This window comes from Prescottella agglutinans (genome assembly GCF_004011865.1).
GTDB lineage: Bacteria > Actinomycetota > Actinomycetes > Mycobacteriales > Mycobacteriaceae > Prescottella > Prescottella agglutinans.
This window is the reverse complement of the sequence record NZ_RKLP01000009.1, coordinates 1-18,374: the sequence shown is the minus strand read 5'-3', so window position 1 is coordinate 18,374 and position 18,374 is coordinate 1. Positions and strand designations below refer to the sequence as shown.

Genomic DNA, 18,374 nt, shown 5'->3' with positions numbered 1-18,374 from the left:
TGCGTAGTTCAGGGGCCGTGGTCGAACCCGGCCCGGACGGTGTCGGGACGCGCCGGACATGGTCGGATCCGACCAGGTCCGGGCAGGTTCAGCGCCCGCGGTAGATCGACTCGATCTGGTCCGCGAAGTGTTCGGACACCACGTTCCGCTTGATCTTCAGCGTCGCGGTGAGCTCGCCCGCCTCCTCGGTGAGATCGATGGGCAGGATCTCGAAGCGCTTGATCGCCTCGGCATGGGACACCGTCGAGTTCGCGTCGTCGATCACGGTCTGCAGAGCGGCGCGGAGATCGGGGTCGACGGCGAGGTCGGCCACGGTGGCCGACGCGGGCTTGCCGTTCGCCGCCTTCCAGTTCTCGAAAGGCTCGGCATCGAGGGTGAGCAACGCCCCGATGAACGGTCGACCGTCGCCGACCACCACCGCCTGCGAGATCAGGACGTGTGAGCGCAACCGGTCCTCGAGCGGACCCGGCGAGACGTTCTTGCCGCCGGCGGTGACGAGCAGGTCCTTCTTGCGACCCGTAATCGTCAGGTATCCGTCGTCGTCCAGTTCACCGAGGTCACCGGTCCGGAGCCAACCGTCGTGAAGTGTTGCGGCAGTGGCATTCTCGTTGTTCCAGTAGCCGCCGAAGACGACGCCACCGCGCAGTTCGATCTCGCCGTCCTCGGCGATCCTGACGCCGTTGCCCCCCATGGGCCGACCGACCGACCCGATCTTCGTCTGCCCGGGAATGTTGACGCAGTGGGCGGCAGTCGATTCCGTCAGTCCGTAGCCCTCGTAGATGGGGATGCCTGCGCCGCGGAAGAAGTGCCCGAGTCGCGGCATGAGCGCGCCGCCACCGGAGATCGCCCACCAGCACTCGTTGCCGATCGCGGCGCGCAACTTCTTGTAGACGAGGCGGTCCGCGACGGCGTGGTACAGCTTCAACCGCAACGACGGACCACCCGCGTCGAGTGCCTCGCTGTAGGCGACCGCGGTGGCCTCGGCGAACGCGAAGACGGCCTGCGGGATTCGGCCGCCCTTCTCCGCCGAGTGCGCGGCGCTGTCGCGCACCTTCTCGAACACGCGCGGTACACCGAGGATCACGTGGGGGCGGAACCGCTGGAACTGCGCGGCCACCGTGCCGAAGTTCGACCAGTGCGCCTGTGTCCCACCGGCCTCGAACATCGCGAGCGAAACCGCACGAGCCAGCACGTGCGCGAGCGGCAGGAACGTCAGCATCCGGTGACCCGGGCGGGCCACCTCACCGACCGACGCGGAGAGGATTCCGCGGACCTCGGACAGGAAGTTCCGATGCGTGAGGATGCAGCCCTTGGGCCGTCCGGTCGTACCGGACGTGTAGACCAGCGAGGCCAGATCGTCGACCCGGATCCCGGACAGCCGTTCCCGGATCACGTCGTCGTCGACCCCGGCGCCCTCCGCGACGAGCTTCTCGACGGCCCGGTCCTCGATCTGCAGCAGCCGCGAGAGCTGCGGGCCCACACCGTCGAATCCCGCCGCGTGCGTGGCGGTCTCGACGATGGCGATCTTCGCCCCGGAGTCCTCCATGATCCATTGGATCTGCTCGGGCGACGAGGAGTCGTAGATGGGCACCGAGGCGGCCCCGGCCGCCCAGATCGCGAAGTCGAAAAGCGACCACTCGAACCTGGTGGCCGAGAGCAGCGCGACGCGATCTCCGGGCTGCACCCCCGCCGCGACGAGCCCCTTCGCGACGCCGGTCACCAGGTCCGCGAACTCTGTCGCGGTGACGTCCACCCACGCGCCGCCACGCGGCCGCGAGAACAGCACCAGGTCGGGACTGCGGCGCGCGTGCGCGAACACGGTGTGGACGATCGCGTCGTCCTCGGCGACGGTGAAGCGGGCGGGGGTGCCGTACTCACGCATGTGCGTCATCTCCAACTCGAACTGTGGCGTCGTGTTCGTCCGCCGGAACCGATGCGTCACGGAACCGCCGGAGCGTGCGAGCGAACTGAGCGATCTCGGCGGGCGACCAGCCACGCACCCGGGCACGGACCTCGTCGAACCGCATCCGGTCCGCGTCCGCGAGCACCGCCGCGCCCTCCGCGGTCAGCCGCAGCGGGTATCCGGTCCGCACCGAGCCCGGCTCGGAGCGCACCCAGCCGGCCTCGAGGCACCCCCGCAGCTGTCGGGAAACGGTCGACCGGTTGACTCCGAACGCGTCGGAGATGTCGGTGGCCCGGCACCCCGGGTTCCGCGCGACGAACGAGAGCACCGAATGCTGGGCGAACGACGGCCCGCCCTGGGCGTCGCGACCTCCGGCGACCAACTCGCGCGCCAACTGGACCAACTCGGCGTGCACCGCCGCCACCTGGTCGACCGCTTGTTCGTGTTGCACAGTGCAACTATACGCCGCCGGACGAAATCGGCGCGTTTCGCGTACCGGAAGTAACGTGTAGCCCGCTGCTGCGACTAACCATGCGACGGCGTCGCAACCGCGGCGTCGCCGCCCGAGACTCGAGGAGACGATGTGACCGTTCAGACCGAATCGTTCGCCGTCCACGCCGCCGGATCGTCCCGGGATGCCGATGCAGCCACGCTCGACCGACTCGAGCAGGAGATCGTCGACCTGGACGCGCTGATCCTGGCCGCCGTGCGCCGACGCAGCGACCTGGCCCGGAGCCTGGGGGCGGCGGAGTCGATCGGCTCCGACACGACCGCGTCGCGTTACGACGACCTGGGCGCCGACGGCCCGGCCTTCGACCGCATGCTCACCCGCCTCGGTGCTGCCGAGTCGGTGTAGCCGGTCACACACCCGGACGCATCGAGCCGCCTCCGCTCCGTGACATCCGTCACGTGAACGGAGGCGGCTCGACCGTTCCGGGGTCCGCGACGGGTCAGCGGCGCCCGCGCAGAGCGTGCGCCGTGAGCGCCTGCACCGCCCGCTGCTCGACGACCTCCAGCGACTCGCCGACGTGCGCGTGCAACGCCGCGAGTGCACCCGCGAGTTCACCGTCGAGCACCTGCTCGACGATCGCGAGGTGCTCGATCACGGTCGCCTCCACGCGCTCGGGTGTCTGGTAGTCGTACATCCGGACGAGGCGGATCTGACTGTTGACGGTCGCCAGCGCACGCGTCAGGGCGGGATTTCCGGCCGCAGTCGACAGGTCCAGGTGGAACTGCTGGTCCAACTGGACGATGTCGGGCGACGGCAGCGGCGGATCGGACTTCAGATCGAGCCACCGCAACCGCACCGATTCGAGCAGTGTCCGATCGAACCCCAGCGCGGGGTTCTCCACGTGCCGCGCGATACCGCGCAACTCCAGAGTGATCCGCAGCTCGTACAGATCCCGGATACTGTCCAGGTCCGGGAACATCGGGTAGTACCCGTCCTCGCGGCGGGTGACGATGCCATCCGAGTGCAACCGGACCAGGGCCTCCCGCAGCGGAGTCCGCGACACGCCCAGCGCCTCGCACAGCCGCCCCTCCACCAGCCTCGCGTGCGCTGGGACCTGCCCGCTCATGATCCGCTCCCGCAGCTCCAGGTAGACCTTCTCCCCCAGCCCGACACCGGATCCTTCACCGGCGGTGGTCATCTCGTGGTCTCCTTCCCCGGGCGTGGCGTGCCGTGGGTCATGTCACGCGTTCGCCCCGGCGAGAAACGAACGCCAGCCGCCGAATTCGGTGATGTCGACTCCGGATGCCGCCGCCGCCGGGGTGCAGGTGAACCCGACCGCGGCGGTGCCGTCGGCCAGGGTCATGGCGGTGAGCGCCATCGGCTCCGGTAGCGCGGCCAGGAAGGTACCGAGGCCGGCCGGCGAGATGCGGTACAACTCCCCCGGCAGGGATCGTCCCCCGCCACCCGGCACGTGCACCAGGCCCGGCTTGGGCGGCGTCGAGTCCAGGCGCACCATGAGGTAGTCGTCCGTGGTCGACACCGCCCGCTCGAACCGCGCGCCCAGCGTCTCCAGCTGGTGGTGCAGCGGCTGACCACGCAGGTGCGCCCCGAACACCGCGAGCAGCACCCCGGCGCCGGGAGCCAGGACGGCGGTCTCGCTCCCCGCCACCCGGGCCGCGACGTCGAGCGCGACCTGGTCATCGAACGCCGGGGTCACGGTCATGACCCCGAACGACTCACCGGCCGCGCCCGCGGCGGGCACAGCGACGGAGGCCATGTCGAGCAGGTTGCAGAAGTTCGTGAACGTGCCCAGACGACGGTTGATCTCCACCGGGTCGGCGACCACGTCGGAGACGAGTGGATGCTCGGTCGTCGTGGGCAGCAGAAGCGCGTCCACCTCCGCGAACAGGTTGGCAGCGTAGTGCTTGGCGGACACGAGAGTGCCTGTGTCCTGGACGAATTCGTGCGCCGGCTTCTCGGCGGCGGCCCGGACGATGGCGGCAACGGTCGGGTCGAGCGCGGCGTCCGGATGCGCGACGACGAACTCGCCGACGGCCGCGAACCGCTCGGCGACGAGCGCGCCGTCGTACAGCAGCCGCGCGGCCTCCAGCAGCGGAGCGATGTCGACGGACACCACGTCCATGCCGGCCATCTCCGCCCTGACGACGGCCGCCGCGAAGGCGTCCCGGTAGCCGGCCGAGAGCACCTCCAGCTGCGCCCCGAGCGGGATACCGACCCGGGGGCGGGTCGGGGCGGACAGCGTCACGTCCGGCGGCCACACCCGGCTGCGCGGGTCGGCGGCGTCGGGGCCGACCATGATCGACATCACGCGTGCCGCGAGGTCCACGCTCGGCGCCATGACCGTGACACAGTCGTAGTCGGCACACGCCGGCACCACCCCGCGGGTGGGCACCAGGCCGACGGTGGGCTTGATTCCGACGACGCCGTTGAACGCCGCCGGCACCCGGCCCGAGCCGGCGGTGTCGGTACCGAGCGCGAAATCCACCAGTCCCAGTCCGACCGCGACACCGGACCCGGAACTGGAGCCGCCGGACACCCGCTCCGGATGCCCTGCCGCACGGACGATTCCGTACGGACTGCGGGTACCGACCAGCCCCGTGGCGAACTGGTCGAGATTGGTCTTGCCGACCAGCACGGCACCGGCGTCGAGCAGACGCGTCACCGCCGGCGCGGACATCTCGGGCACGTAGGCGAACTCCGGACAGGCCGCCGTGGTCGGCAGCCCGTCGACGTCGATGTTGTCCTTGACCGCGAACACCGTTCCGGCGAGCGGCAGCACCTCGCCCGCGGCGAGTCTCGCCTCGACGTCGGCCGCGTCGGCGAGCACGTCGGCCTCGGCACGCAGGCAGATCCAGACCTCCGGGCGACCGGACGCGGCGATCCGAGCGAGGGCCGCACGCACGCTGTCGGTCGGGGTGGGTATGTCGAGTGTCGTCGTCATCGTCGACCGCTTTCTCGCATGGACCGCGGACAACGGCCCAACCGTGTATACCTCGCCGTATACGCTAGGTGGGACGGTGTTACGTGCGGGCTACGTGGCGTGACGATCTCGTGTCGACCGGGACTGCGCGTCAACCCGCCCAACGACACCGGGTCGATCTTCGTGCCCTACCCGACCAAGGGCTTGCGCGGAACCGGTGCCGGCCTGAACCAGCTGTCGGTCCAGGCCGTCACCTCCTGATCGTCAGGCGAGCCCCAGGGCCCGTTCGAGCGTCGGCCACGCCTTGGGCAGCTGGATCTGCCAGTACTCCCAGTCGTGGACGCCCGCCCCCTCGTAGTCCACGGTCACCGGGATGTCCAGCTGACGCAGACGCGACTCGAAGATCCGGGTGCACACGTTCGAGCCCGCCTCGATCGTCCCACCGAGCACCAGGCGTCGGGTGTCGTCCGAGCCCTCCTCGAACTGCCCGGGCAGACCGTTCGACACCGACAGGTAGATCGGCTTGCCGCGCAACCGTTCCGCGTTGCGGACACTGTCGTGCGCGACCCACTCCGGGCCCTCCGGGTCGGTCCACATGTTCGCCGGGTCACCGCCCTGCGACGTCACGGTGGTCTGGACGATGAGCCTCCCCAGCGGATCACTCGTCGAGTAGCACCCGCTCATCCCCGCCACACCCTGGTACAGATCCGGGTGCCGGTGGGTGAGCATCATCGCCGACTGCGCGCCCATCGAGATGCCCGCAATCGCGTTGACGCCGTTGGTGTTCAGCTTCGCGTCGACGAGCGGCGGCAACTCCTCCGTGAGGAACGTCTCCCACCTGTTCAGTCCCAGCTTCGGATCGTCCTGGTCCCAGTCGGCGTACATGCTGCCCCGGCCACCGTTGGGGAGCACGACATTGACGTCCTTGTCCGCGAAGAACTCGGGGGCGCCGCCTCGGGAGATCCAGCCGCTCTTGTTGTTGCGCGCGCTCACACCGTCGAGCATGTAGAGCGTGGGCCGCGGCGCGGAACGGTCCGCCGGCAGCAGCACCTGCACGGTCACCTCGCGGCGCAGTGCCGGTGACGCGACCGTGTACTGGACCAACTGCTCGGACACCACGCGCTCGCCGACGATCGCCGGGGTCACGATGTCGTCACGGGTGGGAGGCACCGGCCCCGGGTCCTCCTGCAGCCCCGGCGGCACCGACGAGCCCGACCCGACGCTGCCGGTGCCGGTGCTGCCGGCGCCCACACTCCCAAGGCTGCCGGTGCTGCCGGCGCCCACGCTCCCGAGACTGCCCGGGCCGGCCGACGCCGTCCCCGCCGCGAGGACGAGAGCCGTCGCTGCCGCGCCGATCACGGCCACGCCCCGGCCGCGGCCACGCCGGGGGCCGCGCCCGCCGACCTTCCCCCGACCCTCCTCGCGTATCGCCTGCACCCAGTACCTCCCGGTCTCGAATCTCGAGACCCGACCCTAGGCGACGTCCCTCACAAACCAGACATTCGCCCCGAACCTGCCGTCTCCGCGGGAACGCAGACCCACTGTTCCGGCCCTCCTTCACCGGCGCGATACCGTATATGTCGTGTCCGAGTTCTCGAGCAGGTTCGCCAGCGGCGACTTCGACGGATCGATCGAAGACGCCTGGGGCTCCTACCGGGCGCGTCTCGCCGACAAGATCGCGGCGATCTCCGCGGACGATCAACTGGTCCTCGAGACGACGTGCGAGACCGACGAGGCCGACGGTCGCGTGCCGTTCGTGCAGTGCCAGATCGTCGCCGGCCCCACCGGCCCGCTCGTCCGCTGCGAGATTCCGGCCGACCTGCACCTGCCCCCGCGCCGACGGCTGTCCGACGCCGACCGCACACGCCTGCTCGAGCAGGGCTGGACCCCGCCGCCGGTCGTCGTCGAGCCGCCCCTGTTCGAGGAGTTCGGCGAGGACGAGCCCACGCTCGTCGTCGAGAAGGCACCCCGGTGGGCGGACCAACTCGCGGCGATGACGGTGTCCGTGTTCCGGGACACGTGGAACGTCCCGCACCCCGCCTTCCTGGCGCTCCACCATCTCGGAGCCGACGGCGACGCCGACCCCGCCCAGACCGGAGCGGGAGCGCCGCCGACGATCGCGCTCGACCGGCACGTCGCGATCAGGCCGCGCGACACCGATCACCTCCGCGAGGTGATCGCGCTGACCCTGACCGACATGTACGGCCAGATTCCGGAACGGGACTCCGACGGCGACATCGTCCTGCGGTTCGGCTCCGCCCTCGCGCTCGTGATCGCGAACGAGAGCACCCCCGAGGTGCAGTTGTGGGCGCCCCTGGTGCGCGACATCAGCGGCCGGACCCGGGCGTCCGAGTTGATCACCGACCTCAACCGGCGCTGGCCGTACCTGCGATTCGGCCTCTACGAGGATCGGCTGCGCGTCATGATCGACATGCTCGCCGACCCCTTCGTCCCGCAGCACCTCGCCGACATGGTCGAGCACCTCGGCGACTTCCTCAGCGGGGTGGACGCCGAGTTCGCGACCCACTTCGGGGGGCAGCTGCACTTCCCGCCCGCACCTCCCGTCACCATCGGCGACGCGCCCGATGCGCCGCCGCCACCGGCGGAGACCACGCCGGAGAAGATCGACCCCGACCGGGACAGTGCGTCGGACATCCGGCCTGCGCAGCCGGCGCCGGTCGAGGAACCCATCCAGCCGTCGTTATTCGACGACTTCGACGACCAGTAGCGTCCGCTGCGGTCAGCAGGTGCTGGGACTGCAGCCTGCGCCGGTACCGACGACTCGACAGGAATCGTCGGGAATGGGACCGAGGCGGCACTCTCCGCCGGTCTCACCACCGACATGGCTGGTGTTGTCGTGGCCACGGCTGACGTGTCATCGGACGCGCAATGCCGGCGTGACCCCGATCCACCGCGGCCAGGCCGGATACGCACCTCACCTCGATCGTGACAACGACGGAATCGCCTGCGAGTAGCCACGTTCGTCCCGCGCGCGAATCGACCCCACGCGCGCACGATTGCGCGCGCGGGAGACGAATTCGCGCGCGGGACGAAGCGCGGCCGGTCCGATGCCTACCGCTCGACACGGCGAGTGGGGTTCGGACCGGTTGCGGCACATGCGTTTTGCTGCAATCATGACCAGAGCTTTGCGTCGGCCACGGTGGCATTCCGATTCGACGAGTTTCGTCGACTTTCCGGTACGACGATCGGGTCACGTCCGACAACCGCTGAGCCGAACCGGCAAAGGAGATTCCCATGGCAGGAACCGCATTCGTGACCGGTGGCACGGGCGCCCTCGGTGTCCACGTCACGAACCATCTGCTGTCCCTGGGCTGGCGGGTCGTCGTCCCGTTCATCACCCCGTCCGAGGCGTCGCGACTCGACGAGCACGACCGGCTCGAACTGGTCCGGTGCAACGTGTCAGTTCCGGCCGAGCTTTCCGCGGCCGTCGCTGTGGCCGCCGGAGATTCCGGCGCGCCGCTGACCGCACTGGTCAATCTGGTCGGCGGTTTCGAGTCCGGTCCGCGCACCCACCAGGCCGACGCGGAGGCCATCGACCGCCAGTTGGATCTCAACGTGCGGACCACGTATGCGGTTCTGCGCGAGGGACTGCCGCACCTCGTCGCGAACGGTGGCGGCTCGGTCGTGTCGATGTCGTCCGGCGCCGCCCTGAAGCCGTTCCCGGGCGGGACGGCCTACAGCACGTCCAAGGCCGCCGTCCTCGCGCTCGCGGAGTCGATCGCGGTGGAGTACAAGGCGGACCACATCCGGTCGAATGCCCTGCTGCCCGGCGTGATCGACACACCGGCGAACCGTGCGGCGATGCCGAACTCGGATCGAGCCAACTGGGTCGCCCCGGCCGACATCGCCAAGGTGATCGCGTTCCTGCTCTCGGACGACTCGACCCCGATCTCGGGTGCCGCGATCCCGCTGGGTCTCTGACGGTTACGCGTAGTCCCCGAGAACCAGTCGGCTCACGTCCTGGACGTTGCGCAGCGCCTCGGGGAATCCGATCCTCCCGGTCGTCCACAGGACGAGCGAGTTGAGCATCGTGCTGCCGATCGACAGCGATGCGAGGCGTGCCCGCTCGGCGGGCACGCCTTCCATAAGTTCGAACAACGCCTTCCGGTTGACGGCCGATCGTTCGTCGAGCGTGTCCCGGACGTACGGATCGTCGGAGGTCTGCAGTTCCACCTCGAGGCGCGCGAAGTTGGGGCCCCGTCGAAACGCCTTCATCTGTCGCGTGTACAGGTCGACAACCCGTTCGAGGACCGAATCGTGCGCCCGCCCACGTCCCCCCGTGGCCTTCTCCTCCTCGAGCCGTTCGGCGAGAATGTCGTTCCAGGCGACCATCGCGGCGGCGAGGAGATGCTGCTTCGCGGGGAAGTACCGGTAGAGCGTCCCGAGGGCCACACCGGACCGCTCCGAGACCTCGCGCATCTGCATCCGGTCGGGGCTCGTCTCGGCGAGCATCCCGATCACGGTGTCGAGAAGGTGCCGCCGACGCGCGCGCTGCGCGTCGGTCATGTCGTCGGGGCTCATCGGCACGGCCACGGATTCGGTCACGCAGGCAGCCTAATCGTCAACGAGCCACCGCCGACTCCGGCTCCGGGGACGACGGCACGAGATACGCGCCGAGGACATCGTGCAGTTCGTCCTGGCTCCACCGCGACGCCGACCTCAGACTCGCCTCCACGGTGGGCGCCGACATCACGTCGATCCGGTCCCCGTACGCCACCAGGACCCGCCCGGTGACCGACTCCGCGGCGGGCGACGCGAGATAGACGACGAGCGGCGCAACGTGTTCGACGGACAGCGGGTCCTCCCCCGCCGTCGGCCCCGGTCCGAACACGTCACTGGTCATGGCCGTCCGGGCACGGGGGCAGATGGCGTTGGCCCGCACACCGAACGCCGCGCATCCGCGCGCAGTCGACATGGTGAGGGCGACGACGCCTGCTTTGGACGCGGCGTAGTTGGCGGCGCCCGGCGGACCCGAGGCATACGCCTCCGAGGATGTGTTGACGATGCGCGCGTAGACCGGCTCCCCCGCCTCCTTCGCGCGGCGCCGCCAGTGGTCGGTCGCGGCGCGCGTCGTGAGGAACGTGCTGCGCAGATTGACTCGCAGCACGTCGTCCCATTCGTCGGCGGACATGTTGAACACCATGCGATCCCGAATGATGCCGGCGTTGTTGACCAGGATGTCGAGCCGACCGAACCGTTCGACCGCGAGCGCGACGAGTCGGTGCGACCGCCCAGGAGTCGACCGGTCATCGCGGTTCCCGCGGCAGCCCGAGGATCTGCTCCGAGATGACGTTGAGCTGGATCTCGAGCGTGCCGCCGCCGATCAGCAGCTTCGGCGTCGCCAGGTATGCCTTGGCCGCGCGCCCACCGCCGGTGACGTCGGCGCCGAGGCTACCCACGGCCGCCTCCGGCCCGAACCATTCGAGCACCTGTGCGGTGGCGTCGGTGATGTGCTGCGCGGACGCGGCTTTCAGCGCACTCGCCTCGACGCCCGGGTTCAGCCCCGACAATCGCTTGAGGACGCCGCGGTGCGCGAGTGCGTCGAGGGCGCCAGTGGTCGAGGTGATCCGGCCGAGCGCCGGCAGCGCGTCGTACCTGGAGTCCGGGTCCAGGGACCGCGCCACCTCCACCGGGTCGAAGCGATACCCGCCCGCCACAGGGGTATTGCCCATCGCGACCCGCTCGTTCGCGAGCGTCGTGCGGGCCACCTTCCAGCCCTCCCCCGGCGCACCCACCAGGTCGGCGTCCGGCACGAAGACGCCGTCGAGCGCGACCTCGTTGAACATGCTGTCGCCGTTGGCCTCCCGCAGCGGCCTGACCTCGACGCCCGGCGCCGACATGTCGACGAGGAAGAAGCTGATCCCGCGGTGCTTGGGGACGTCGCGGTCGGTCCGCGCGAGGCAGATGCCCCAGTGTGCCTCGTAGGCCTTGGAGTTCCACACCTTGTTGCCGTCGATACGCCAGCCGCCGTCGACCTTGGTGGCGAACGTCGTCAGCGACGCGAGATCGGATCCCGCGCCGGGCTCGGAGAACAGCTGGCACCAGACGATCTCCCCGCGCAGCGTGGGCGCGACGAGACGGTCCATCTGCTCCTCGGTGCCGTACTGGAGGATCGACGGCAGCGACCACTCACCGATGACCGTGCTGGGCTGGGGAATCCCGGCGCGCTCGAACTCCTCGGCGATGATCAGCTGCGCGGCGGTGTCGGCCCCCAGGCCGTAGGGGGCCGGGTAGTGCGGCGCGACCAGCCCGCGATCGGCGAGCAGCACCCGTGCGGCCACATCGTCGAGCGCCGCGGCCTCGGCGATGGACGCCGCCACCCCGGCACGGAACTCCGGACGGTCCGGGACACCCAGCACCGATTCCCGTTCGGTGGTCAGCGCCAGCTCGCCGGCACGGCGGGCCCACGTGTCCGGCGAACCGCCGAGCGCGAGCAGGCTCACCACGCGCCGCCAGTACAGGTGGATGTCGTGCTCCCACGTGTTGCCGATACCGCCGAGCAACGTGAGCGCCTCGAGCACCACGTCGACCGCCTCGCGGCGCACCGCCGTCGCCGCCCGGGCCGCCGCGAGCGCCGACTGCCGCCGGTCACCGCTGTCCGCGGCCAGCGCGGCATCCCACACGGAACTGGTCATCACCTCGACCCGGATGAACAGCTGCGCGCACTTGTGCTTGATCGCCTGGAACGAACCGATGGGACGCCCGAACTGCTCGCGGATCTTCGCGTACGCGAGACCGGTCTCCTGCGCCCACCGCGCGACGCCGACGGCCTCCGCGCACTGCAGCACCGCGGCGAGCGCCGCGACCTCGTCCGCACCCGCCCCCAGGACGTTCTCGGCAGGGATCCGCGTGTCGGACAGACGCACCCGTCCGATATCCCGAGTGAGGTCGACGCCCTCCTCGGCGACGGTCTCGACACCGACGTCGCTCGCCGACACGGCGAACCACACCGGCCGCTCACCGCACTGGCCGGCCAGGACCAGGATGTCGGCGCCCACGGCTCCGAGGACCGGCACGGTCTCTCCGGTGGCGACCACCTCGTCGCCGTCACCGTCGACGGTGACGGTCCCCGTCCCGAGGGCCACCGCTCCGGTGGCACCGCCGGCCAGGCGCGGGAGCAACGCCTTCCGCGCCGCGTCGGTGCCGTGGGACTGGATCACCGCGCTCGCGGTGACCGTCGGCAGCAGCGGGCCCGGAACGAGCCCGTACCCGGACTGTTCCAGCGCCACCGCGAGTTCGAGCAGGCCCGCGCCCGCCCCGTCGTACTCCTCGGCGAGGTGCAGCGACGGAATCCCCATGCTCACCAATTGTTCCCAGAAGACGGGTCGATCGCCGCGCGCGAGTTCCGCGAACTGTCCGCGGGTGCGTTCGACGGGTGTCTCCCTGGCGGCGAACCGCGCCAGCGAGTCGGCGAGTGCGTCGTGATCTGCTCCGATACCGATCGGCATGTCCGATCAACCTTTCAGTTTGAGCACCTTGCGGGCGTTCTCGTGCAGGAACTTGGGCCACACCTCGTCCTTGAACGGCACGTCCGGCATGTCACCGAAGATGCGGTCCAGGGTCAACCCCGCGGGGAAGTACCCGGCGTAGATGATCTTGTCGGCGCCGCGAGTGTTCGCGTAGTCGACGATCGCCTTCGGATAGTGCTTGGGCGCGAACGCGGAGGTCGAGTAGTACAGGTTGGGCCATTTGATCATTAGTTTGACGGCGAGATCCTCCCACGGTTCGCAGCCGTGCCGCGTGACGAATACCAGATCTGGGAAATCGAACATCACGTCGTCGATCAGTTCGACGTGCTGCACCGCCGACTTGAGCCGAGGTCCCGCGATTCCCGCACACGCGAAGATCGGGATGTCGAGTTCGACGCACTTCGCGTAGATCGGATACATCTGCGGGGCGTTGAGCGCGACCTGCGGGAACGTTCCCGCGGCAAACGAACTCACCGAGACGATCCCGAATTCCTCGTACTCGCAGGTCATCCGGTTCAGCGTGCCCATGATGTCGTTGGGGTCGACCGCCGAACCCTGCGGGACGAACCGGTCCGGGAACATGCGGACCGCGCGCTGCCCCGATTCCTTGGCCATGCTGACCATGCCGATCTCGATGCCGTGCTTGTCCATCTCGTGCAACGTCACCGAGATCGGATCGTCGGTGGCGAGATCGTCTGGCACGCCCTTGAACATGTACTGCGCCGGCATGCTGAATTCGTCGCGGCTCTCGCGGTCCTTCGTCTGTCGCGTGATGAACGCGTACTCGTCGTACCCGGCCTCCCGGAAACCGATGTGCGTGTCGACGATGGGGATGCCGTCGTAGGGCGTCATGCGTTCTGCTCCTTCGCGAGAGGACTGCCGTGAAGATCCCGGACCGTGAGCCTTTCACGTTCGAGGATGTCCAGGCTCGCCTCGATGTTGCCGGTGTAGTGCGGTGCGGCGCCGCACAGCCACGTCACCGCCTCGACCATTTCCTCGAGCTTCTCCGGTACGAACCACTGGGAGCCGACCATGTTCGACGCCACCGACATCGCGCCGGCGGTCGCGACCGCCGACCGCGGGCGCACCGCGTTGACCCGGACTCCGGTGCCGTTCAGTTCGGCGGCCAGGCCGGCCGTCATCCGGTCCTGCGCGGCCTTGCTCATGCCGTAGAGGGCGGTGCCGTGGATGTCGGCGTCCAGATCGGTCTCGCCGTCGGGCAGCGGATCGACCGGGCGGATGCGCGCGGTGCCGCTGGTGATGTTGACGATCCAGCCCTCGCCCCGCTCGCGCATCCCCGGAATCACGCGCTGCGCGAGATCGAGCGGCGCGTGCACGTTCACCTCGAACGTCAGGTGCGCGCGCTTGGCCGGGTAGCTCCGCAGCGGCTGGAACATCGCCGCCGCCGCGTTGTTGACGAGGATGTCGATCGGGCCGCCCAGCGCCTCCTCGGCCGCCGGCACGATCCGGGCCCGGGACTCCGGATCCTCCAAGGCGGCCGGGACGATCGCGACCGTGCCTCCGCCCGCGCGGATCAGGTCGGCGGTCGAGGCGAGGGTGCCCTCGAACCCGCGGTCCGGTTCGTCGACCGTGCGCGCGACGATCGCGACCGCGGCCCCGTCGGCGGCGAGCCGCTGGGCGATCGCCGCTCCGATGCCGCGGCTGGCACCGGTGACGATCGCCCGACGACCTTCGAACCGCCGCGTCACGCGCTCAACTCGGCTTCGAGTTGCTTGGCGAACGACTCCCTCAGCAGCACATCGTTGGGGTTCTCGGGCAGCTCGGTGAGCGGCCGCGCGACCTCGGACGGCGTGGGGCCGTACTTCGCGGCGAGCGGTGCCAGCGCATCGAGGTCGAAGTCGTACAGTTCGGCCGCGTTCTCGGCGAACAGCTTCCGCAGCTCCGCCTCCTCGACGTCGTGCATGACCTGGCGGATGCACTCGCGGGTGAACGGGTACGTGCCCTCGTTGTGCGGGTAGTCGCTGCCCCACATGAACTTGCCCTCGCCGAGCGTGTCCCGCGAGGCCATGTCCTGCGCGGACGGCATCGTCGCGCCGACCCACACGTTGCGGCGGAAGTACTCGCTCGGACGCAGCGGCAACTGCTCGTCCTCGCTGTAGAACAGCTCACCGATCCGGCCGGTGCGCTTGACCCGCAGGTCGACGGTGTCGAGTTGGCGCATCAGGTCCGGCGCCCACGCGCAGCCCTGCTCGGAGACGGCGAACTTGAGCTTGGGGAACCGCTCGAACACACCCGAGAGGATCATCTGTACGAGCGGGCGCATCGAGTAGAAGCCCACCTCGTTGATGTAGAGCATCGAGGAGGTCTTGTAGCGGCCGTAGTCGGGTAGCCCGGTGCCGGCGTGGCTGTTGACCGGCACGCCGAGGTCCTCGCAGACCTCCCACAGGCGGTCGTACTCGGGGTCGTACAGCGGCTTGACCCACTTGACGTCCGGCGCAAGGTTGGGGAGCAGGATGCCGCCGCGCAGTCCATTTTCCTTGATCCACTTCACGTCCGCGACGGCCTCGTCGACGTCGTTGAGGAAGATCTGCGCGACGCCGGCACGCTGCGCGGGAGCGTCGTCGCAGAAATCCTTGAGCCAGCGGTTGTGGGCGCGGATGCCGGCCAGGCGCTTCGCGAAGTCCTCGGCGCGGGGAGGACCGGCGAGCACGGCGGCGCTCGGGAAGAACGGCGGCACCGTGTTCGGGAAGAGCACCTCACCGACGGTGCCGTCTCCTTGCGTCTCACGCATGCGACGCTCGTTGTCCCAGTTGCGGGTTCGGCCGTCGTCAACCAGGTCGCGGTAGGGGTTCTTGTACTTGCCGCGCCAGGCGTCGAACTCCTCGCGCCACTCGGAATCGAGGTACTCGCGGTAGGTGGCGTGATCGGCGCCGGCATGGCTGTCGGCAGAGATGAGGATGTATGGCGTTTCGTTCGTCACTACGGCACTCCTGATCGACGACTTATTGAAACCGTGTTCTATGCGATTGGTTCGAGGGTAGCGCGGATCAAGGGCATGTCAAGACGGACGCGCGAGTTCGCATAGAACCGGGTTTCACGAAGAGGCGGGGTGCGGCGCCCGAAACGCCACGAGCCCCCGACCGGGAGGCCGGGGGCTCGTGCGCAGTGTGGAGCGCTACCGCTTCGAGGTCGCGAACTTGGAGGCGAACGCGTGGATGCTCGCGACGACGTGATCGAGTTCCTCGTCGCTCATGCCGTGGCTCATGCCGAGCGACATGCCGCGCTCGAAGACCTCGTCGGCGTTGGGCAGGCCCCCCTCGGGAATGCGGTACTCGACGCCCCGCATCATCGGATGGCGCGTGACGTTGCCGCTCCACACCGTGCGGGTGTCGATACCCGCCCCCTCGAGCGATTCCTGCAGATCCGAACGCTCGAAGCCGGCGTCCTCACGGATCGTCACCGGGTAGCACAGCCACGCAGTGTAGAAACCGTCCAACGGCTTGGGCAGACGGAACAGCTCCGGGTAGGCGCCGAAGGCCGCGCTGAACGCGTCGAAGATCTCGTGACGGCGCTTGTAGTTGACTTCGAGCTTGCTCAGCTGCACCAGCCCGAAGGCCGAACCCAGCTCGGACGGCTCGAAGTTCCACGGCAGGACGTCGAAGATGAAGTCGTTGTCGTAGGCGATGCCGTCCAGATCCTCACGGAAGACGCGCCCGGTCCGCGCCTGCTCGGATCCGAAGAGGTGCGGCTCGGAGCGACGGCCCCAGCGGCGCAGCATCAGGCCCTTGTCGCGCAGCTTCTCGTCGTCGAGGCACACCATGCCGCCGTTGCCGGCGGCCGTGATGATGTGCGACATCGCGAAGCTCGTGACCGTGATGTCCGAGCGGGACCCGGTCTTGGTGCCGCGCAGCGTCGTTCCGATGCAGTCGCACGAGTCCTCGATCACCCTGAGGTCGTGCCGGTCGGCGATCTCACGGATGACGTCCCAGTCGGGCGCGTTGCCGGCGAGGTTCGGAACCAGGATCGCCTTGGTCTTGTCGGTGATCAGCTCCTCGATCTTGGACGCGTCGACGTTGTAGGTGTCGGGCTCGACGTCGACGAACACCGGGACCCACCCGCCACGGACGATCGGCGACACGTCCGTCGAGAACGTGAGCGGCGACGTGATGACCTCGGACCCCTTGGGCAGGTCGAGCAGTTCGAGCGCGAGGTAGAGCGCGGACGAGCCCGAGTTGCACATCAGGCCCAGCTTCTTGCCGTACAGGTCGGCGACCCGGCGCTCCATCTCGGCGACGTTCTTGCCGATCTTCAGGGCGAACGGACCACCGCGCAGTACCTCGAGGCAGGCCTCGATCTCGCGCTCGTCGTGAACACTGCGGGCGTAGACAACCCTGGTCATTGGATCTCCTCGTCGATTTCGGGAAGGTGTCCGCGGCGGCGGTTCGCAGGCGGACCGAGGGGCCTCGCGCCACGAACCGGGCGGAAAGAGCATGGGCAGGCGTCACATTCGTGCGGGCACCACGTCACAGCAGTCGCGGGGCCGCATCAGCCAGCGGCGCCACCCCCATACCGGAATAAACTCGTATTGAACGTTCATTCAAGGCGAATATAGGTCGAGGAATCCGGGCCGTCAAGACGGGGCCGGGACAGGGCCGCCGCGGCGCGCATCACCGAACCCGTACGCCGACAAGCAGGTTCGGCGACCTCCCCGAGGTCGGCGCGGTGCCGCTTTGACGCGATGCCGCGTTCGCGGTTAATGTCGTTGAATGAGTGTTCAAATTGGAAGGGACTGAGGTGGCGGAACCCCACGACAGGAAGTCCGAGATCCTCGACGCCGCGGCCACCCTGTTCGCAGCGCGCGGCATCGCGGGGACGTCGATGCGGGAGATCGGCGACGAGGTCGGCCTCAACGCCGGCGCGCTCTACCACTACTTCCGGTCGAAGGGCGCCATCGTCAACGAACTGGTCACGGTGTTCCTCTCGGATCTCCTCGCGAACTATCGCGCGATGACACTCGAGCAGCTCGAGCCCCGCGCCCGGCTGAAGGCGATCGTCGACGTCTCACTCGCAACAGGCGCGGCGCGCCCCGACGCGACCAAGGTCTATCACGCCGAGTTCCCCAACCTGCGTGGCCTGCGCGACTTCACCGAGGCCCGCACGATCGCGGACGAGATCCAGACGATCTGGCTCGACGCCATCGAGGCCGGCAAGGACTCCGGCGTCCTCCGAAAGGACGTCCCTTCCAAGGTGTTCCACCGCTTCCTCCGGGATTCGGTGTGGTTCACCGTCTACTGGCGCAAGCCGGACGACCCTTACACGATCAGCGAGCTGTCGAAGGACTGCATCACCGTCTTCCTCGACGGCATGGCCGCACCGACCGACTAGCACCCGCATCACTCCCCCACCCCCGTACAACGAAGGAAGAACCTGCAGTGAGCACCGCCGACACCACGCCCACCGGATCGTCCCCCGTCGCTTCGCTCGCCCAGGTCGGCACCGCGCGCGTGAAGCGGGGCATGGCCGAGATGCTCAAGGGCGGCGTCATCATGGACGTGGTCACCGCCGAGCAGGCGAAGATCGCCGAGGACGCCGGCGCCGTCGCGGTCATGGCCCTCGAGCGGGTCCCGG

The 18,374-nt window shown here is 69.1% G+C and carries 16 protein-coding genes and 3 pseudogenes; 7 read left to right on the top strand and 12 right to left on the bottom strand.

Annotation, left to right across the window (positions count from 1 at the left end):
- Positions 1-88: 88 nt before the first annotated feature.
- Both EGT67_RS17175 and EGT67_RS17170 read right to left on the bottom strand, forming a co-directional pair.
- Positions 89-1,882, bottom strand: a complete 1,794-nt coding sequence (locus tag EGT67_RS17175; RefSeq protein WP_127917502.1) for an AMP-dependent synthetase/ligase — start codon at positions 1,880-1,882, stop codon at positions 89-91.
- Positions 1,875-2,354 (bottom strand): MarR family winged helix-turn-helix transcriptional regulator, encoded by a 480-nt coding sequence (locus EGT67_RS17170; RefSeq protein ID WP_127917302.1) that lies wholly within the window; start codon positions 2,352-2,354, stop codon positions 1,875-1,877. The genes EGT67_RS17175 and EGT67_RS17170 overlap by 8 nt, the downstream gene beginning before the upstream one ends.
- A gap of 132 nt (positions 2,355-2,486) precedes the next feature.
- Between EGT67_RS17170 and EGT67_RS17165 the strand changes: the two genes are divergently transcribed.
- Entirely contained in the window at positions 2,487-2,759 is a 273-nt protein-coding gene (locus tag EGT67_RS17165) for a chorismate mutase family protein (protein WP_127917301.1), read from the top strand.
- A gap of 94 nt (positions 2,760-2,853) precedes the next feature.
- On the opposite strand, the gene EGT67_RS17160 is transcribed toward EGT67_RS17165, so the two are convergent.
- Both EGT67_RS17160 and atzF read right to left on the bottom strand, forming a co-directional pair.
- Complete coding sequence (locus EGT67_RS17160) at positions 2,854-3,552, bottom strand: GntR family transcriptional regulator (protein ID WP_127917300.1); 699 nt, start codon at positions 3,550-3,552, stop codon at positions 2,854-2,856.
- A gap of 42 nt (positions 3,553-3,594) precedes the next feature.
- On the bottom strand, positions 3,595-5,316 hold the full coding sequence (atzF, locus tag EGT67_RS17155; protein ID WP_127917299.1) for an allophanate hydrolase: 1,722 nt from the start codon (positions 5,314-5,316) through the stop codon (positions 3,595-3,597).
- 99 nt (positions 5,317-5,415) lie between these two features.
- Between atzF and EGT67_RS17150 the strand changes: the two genes are divergently transcribed.
- Positions 5,416-5,556 carry a hypothetical protein gene (locus tag EGT67_RS17150; RefSeq protein ID WP_241566087.1) on the top strand — a complete coding sequence of 47 codons (141 nt, stop codon included), beginning with the start codon at positions 5,416-5,418 and terminating at the stop codon, positions 5,554-5,556.
- 3 nt (positions 5,557-5,559) lie between these two features.
- Here the strand turns inward: EGT67_RS17150 and EGT67_RS17145 are convergent, their stop codons facing one another.
- Positions 5,560-6,654, bottom strand: a complete 1,095-nt coding sequence (locus EGT67_RS17145) for an alpha/beta hydrolase (protein ID WP_421958145.1) — start codon at positions 6,652-6,654, stop codon at positions 5,560-5,562.
- 223 nt (positions 6,655-6,877) lie between these two features.
- On the opposite strand from EGT67_RS17145, the gene EGT67_RS17140 reads away from it, so the two are divergent.
- From EGT67_RS17140 to EGT67_RS17130, 3 genes and pseudogenes are all read left to right on the top strand, one after another.
- A complete protein-coding gene (locus EGT67_RS17140; RefSeq protein ID WP_127917298.1) occupies positions 6,878-8,023 on the top strand; it encodes a T3SS (YopN, CesT) and YbjN peptide-binding chaperone 1 in 1,146 nt (381 codons plus the stop codon).
- Between the two features lie 145 nt (positions 8,024-8,168).
- Positions 8,169-8,270 (top strand): annotated as a pseudogene (locus EGT67_RS17135) (excalibur calcium-binding domain-containing protein); the annotation flags it as partial.
- Positions 8,271-8,550: 280 nt separating this feature from the next.
- Entirely contained in the window at positions 8,551-9,237 is a 687-nt protein-coding gene (locus EGT67_RS17130) for an SDR family NAD(P)-dependent oxidoreductase (RefSeq protein ID WP_127917297.1), read from the top strand.
- A gap of 3 nt (positions 9,238-9,240) precedes the next feature.
- On the opposite strand, the gene EGT67_RS17125 is transcribed toward EGT67_RS17130, so the two are convergent.
- The 7 genes and pseudogenes from EGT67_RS17125 to EGT67_RS17095 all read right to left on the bottom strand — a co-directional run bounded on the left by EGT67_RS17125 (position 9,241) and on the right by EGT67_RS17095 (position 17,145).
- A complete protein-coding gene (locus EGT67_RS17125; protein ID WP_127917500.1) occupies positions 9,241-9,837 on the bottom strand; it encodes a TetR family transcriptional regulator in 597 nt (198 codons plus the stop codon).
- A gap of 40 nt (positions 9,838-9,877) precedes the next feature.
- Positions 9,878-10,540, bottom strand: a pseudogene (locus EGT67_RS17120) (SDR family NAD(P)-dependent oxidoreductase); the annotation flags it as partial.
- A 22-nt stretch (positions 10,541-10,562) separates the two neighbouring features.
- Complete coding sequence (locus tag EGT67_RS17115; protein ID WP_127917296.1) at positions 10,563-12,764, bottom strand: acyl-CoA dehydrogenase family protein; 2,202 nt, start codon at positions 12,762-12,764, stop codon at positions 10,563-10,565.
- Positions 12,765-12,770: 6 nt separating this feature from the next.
- The gene (locus tag EGT67_RS17110; protein WP_127917295.1) at positions 12,771-13,637 is read right to left on the bottom strand and encodes an amidohydrolase family protein; all 867 of its coding nucleotides are present in this window, start codon (positions 13,635-13,637) and stop codon (positions 12,771-12,773) included.
- A complete protein-coding gene (locus EGT67_RS17105) occupies positions 13,634-14,494 on the bottom strand; it encodes an SDR family NAD(P)-dependent oxidoreductase (protein WP_127917294.1) in 861 nt (286 codons plus the stop codon). The genes EGT67_RS17110 and EGT67_RS17105 overlap by 4 nt, the downstream gene beginning before the upstream one ends.
- Positions 14,491-15,726: an amidohydrolase family protein gene (locus EGT67_RS17100; RefSeq protein ID WP_127917293.1), complete on the bottom strand. Its 1,236-nt coding sequence runs from the start codon at positions 15,724-15,726 to the stop codon at positions 14,491-14,493. The genes EGT67_RS17105 and EGT67_RS17100 overlap by 4 nt, the downstream gene beginning before the upstream one ends.
- A 195-nt stretch (positions 15,727-15,921) precedes the next feature.
- Positions 15,922-17,145, bottom strand: a complete 1,224-nt coding sequence (locus tag EGT67_RS17095; protein ID WP_127917292.1) for a DegT/DnrJ/EryC1/StrS family aminotransferase — start codon at positions 17,143-17,145, stop codon at positions 15,922-15,924.
- Positions 17,146-17,540: 395 nt separating this feature from the next.
- Between EGT67_RS17095 and EGT67_RS17090 the strand changes: the two genes are divergently transcribed.
- Both EGT67_RS17090 and EGT67_RS17085 read left to right on the top strand, forming a co-directional pair.
- Positions 17,541-18,131, top strand: a complete 591-nt coding sequence (locus tag EGT67_RS17090; protein WP_127917291.1) for a TetR/AcrR family transcriptional regulator — start codon at positions 17,541-17,543, stop codon at positions 18,129-18,131.
- A 47-nt stretch (positions 18,132-18,178) separates the two neighbouring features.
- Positions 18,179-18,374, top strand: a pseudogene (locus tag EGT67_RS17085) (pyridoxal 5'-phosphate synthase lyase subunit PdxS); the annotation flags it as partial.

Coding starts and splice junctions, on each gene's coding strand:
- EGT67_RS17095 (WP_127917292.1), bottom strand. CDS start 17,145: ATGACCAGGGTTGTCTACGCCCGCAGTGTTCACGACGAGCGCGAGATC.
- EGT67_RS17115 (WP_127917296.1), bottom strand. CDS start 12,764: ATGCCGATCGGTATCGGAGCAGATCACGACGCACTCGCCGACTCGCTG.
- EGT67_RS17125 (WP_127917500.1), bottom strand. CDS start 9,837: ATGAGCCCCGACGACATGACCGACGCGCAGCGCGCGCGTCGGCGGCAC.
- EGT67_RS17110 (WP_127917295.1), bottom strand. CDS start 13,637: ATGACGCCCTACGACGGCATCCCCATCGTCGACACGCACATCGGTTTC.
- EGT67_RS17175 (WP_127917502.1), bottom strand. CDS start 1,882: ATGCGTGAGTACGGCACCCCCGCCCGCTTCACCGTCGCCGAGGACGAC.
- EGT67_RS17160 (WP_127917300.1), bottom strand. CDS start 3,552: ATGACCACCGCCGGTGAAGGATCCGGTGTCGGGCTGGGGGAGAAGGTC.
- EGT67_RS17130 (WP_127917297.1), top strand. CDS start 8,551: ATGGCAGGAACCGCATTCGTGACCGGTGGCACGGGCGCCCTCGGTGTC.
- atzF (WP_127917299.1), bottom strand. CDS start 5,316: ATGACGACGACACTCGACATACCCACCCCGACCGACAGCGTGCGTGCG.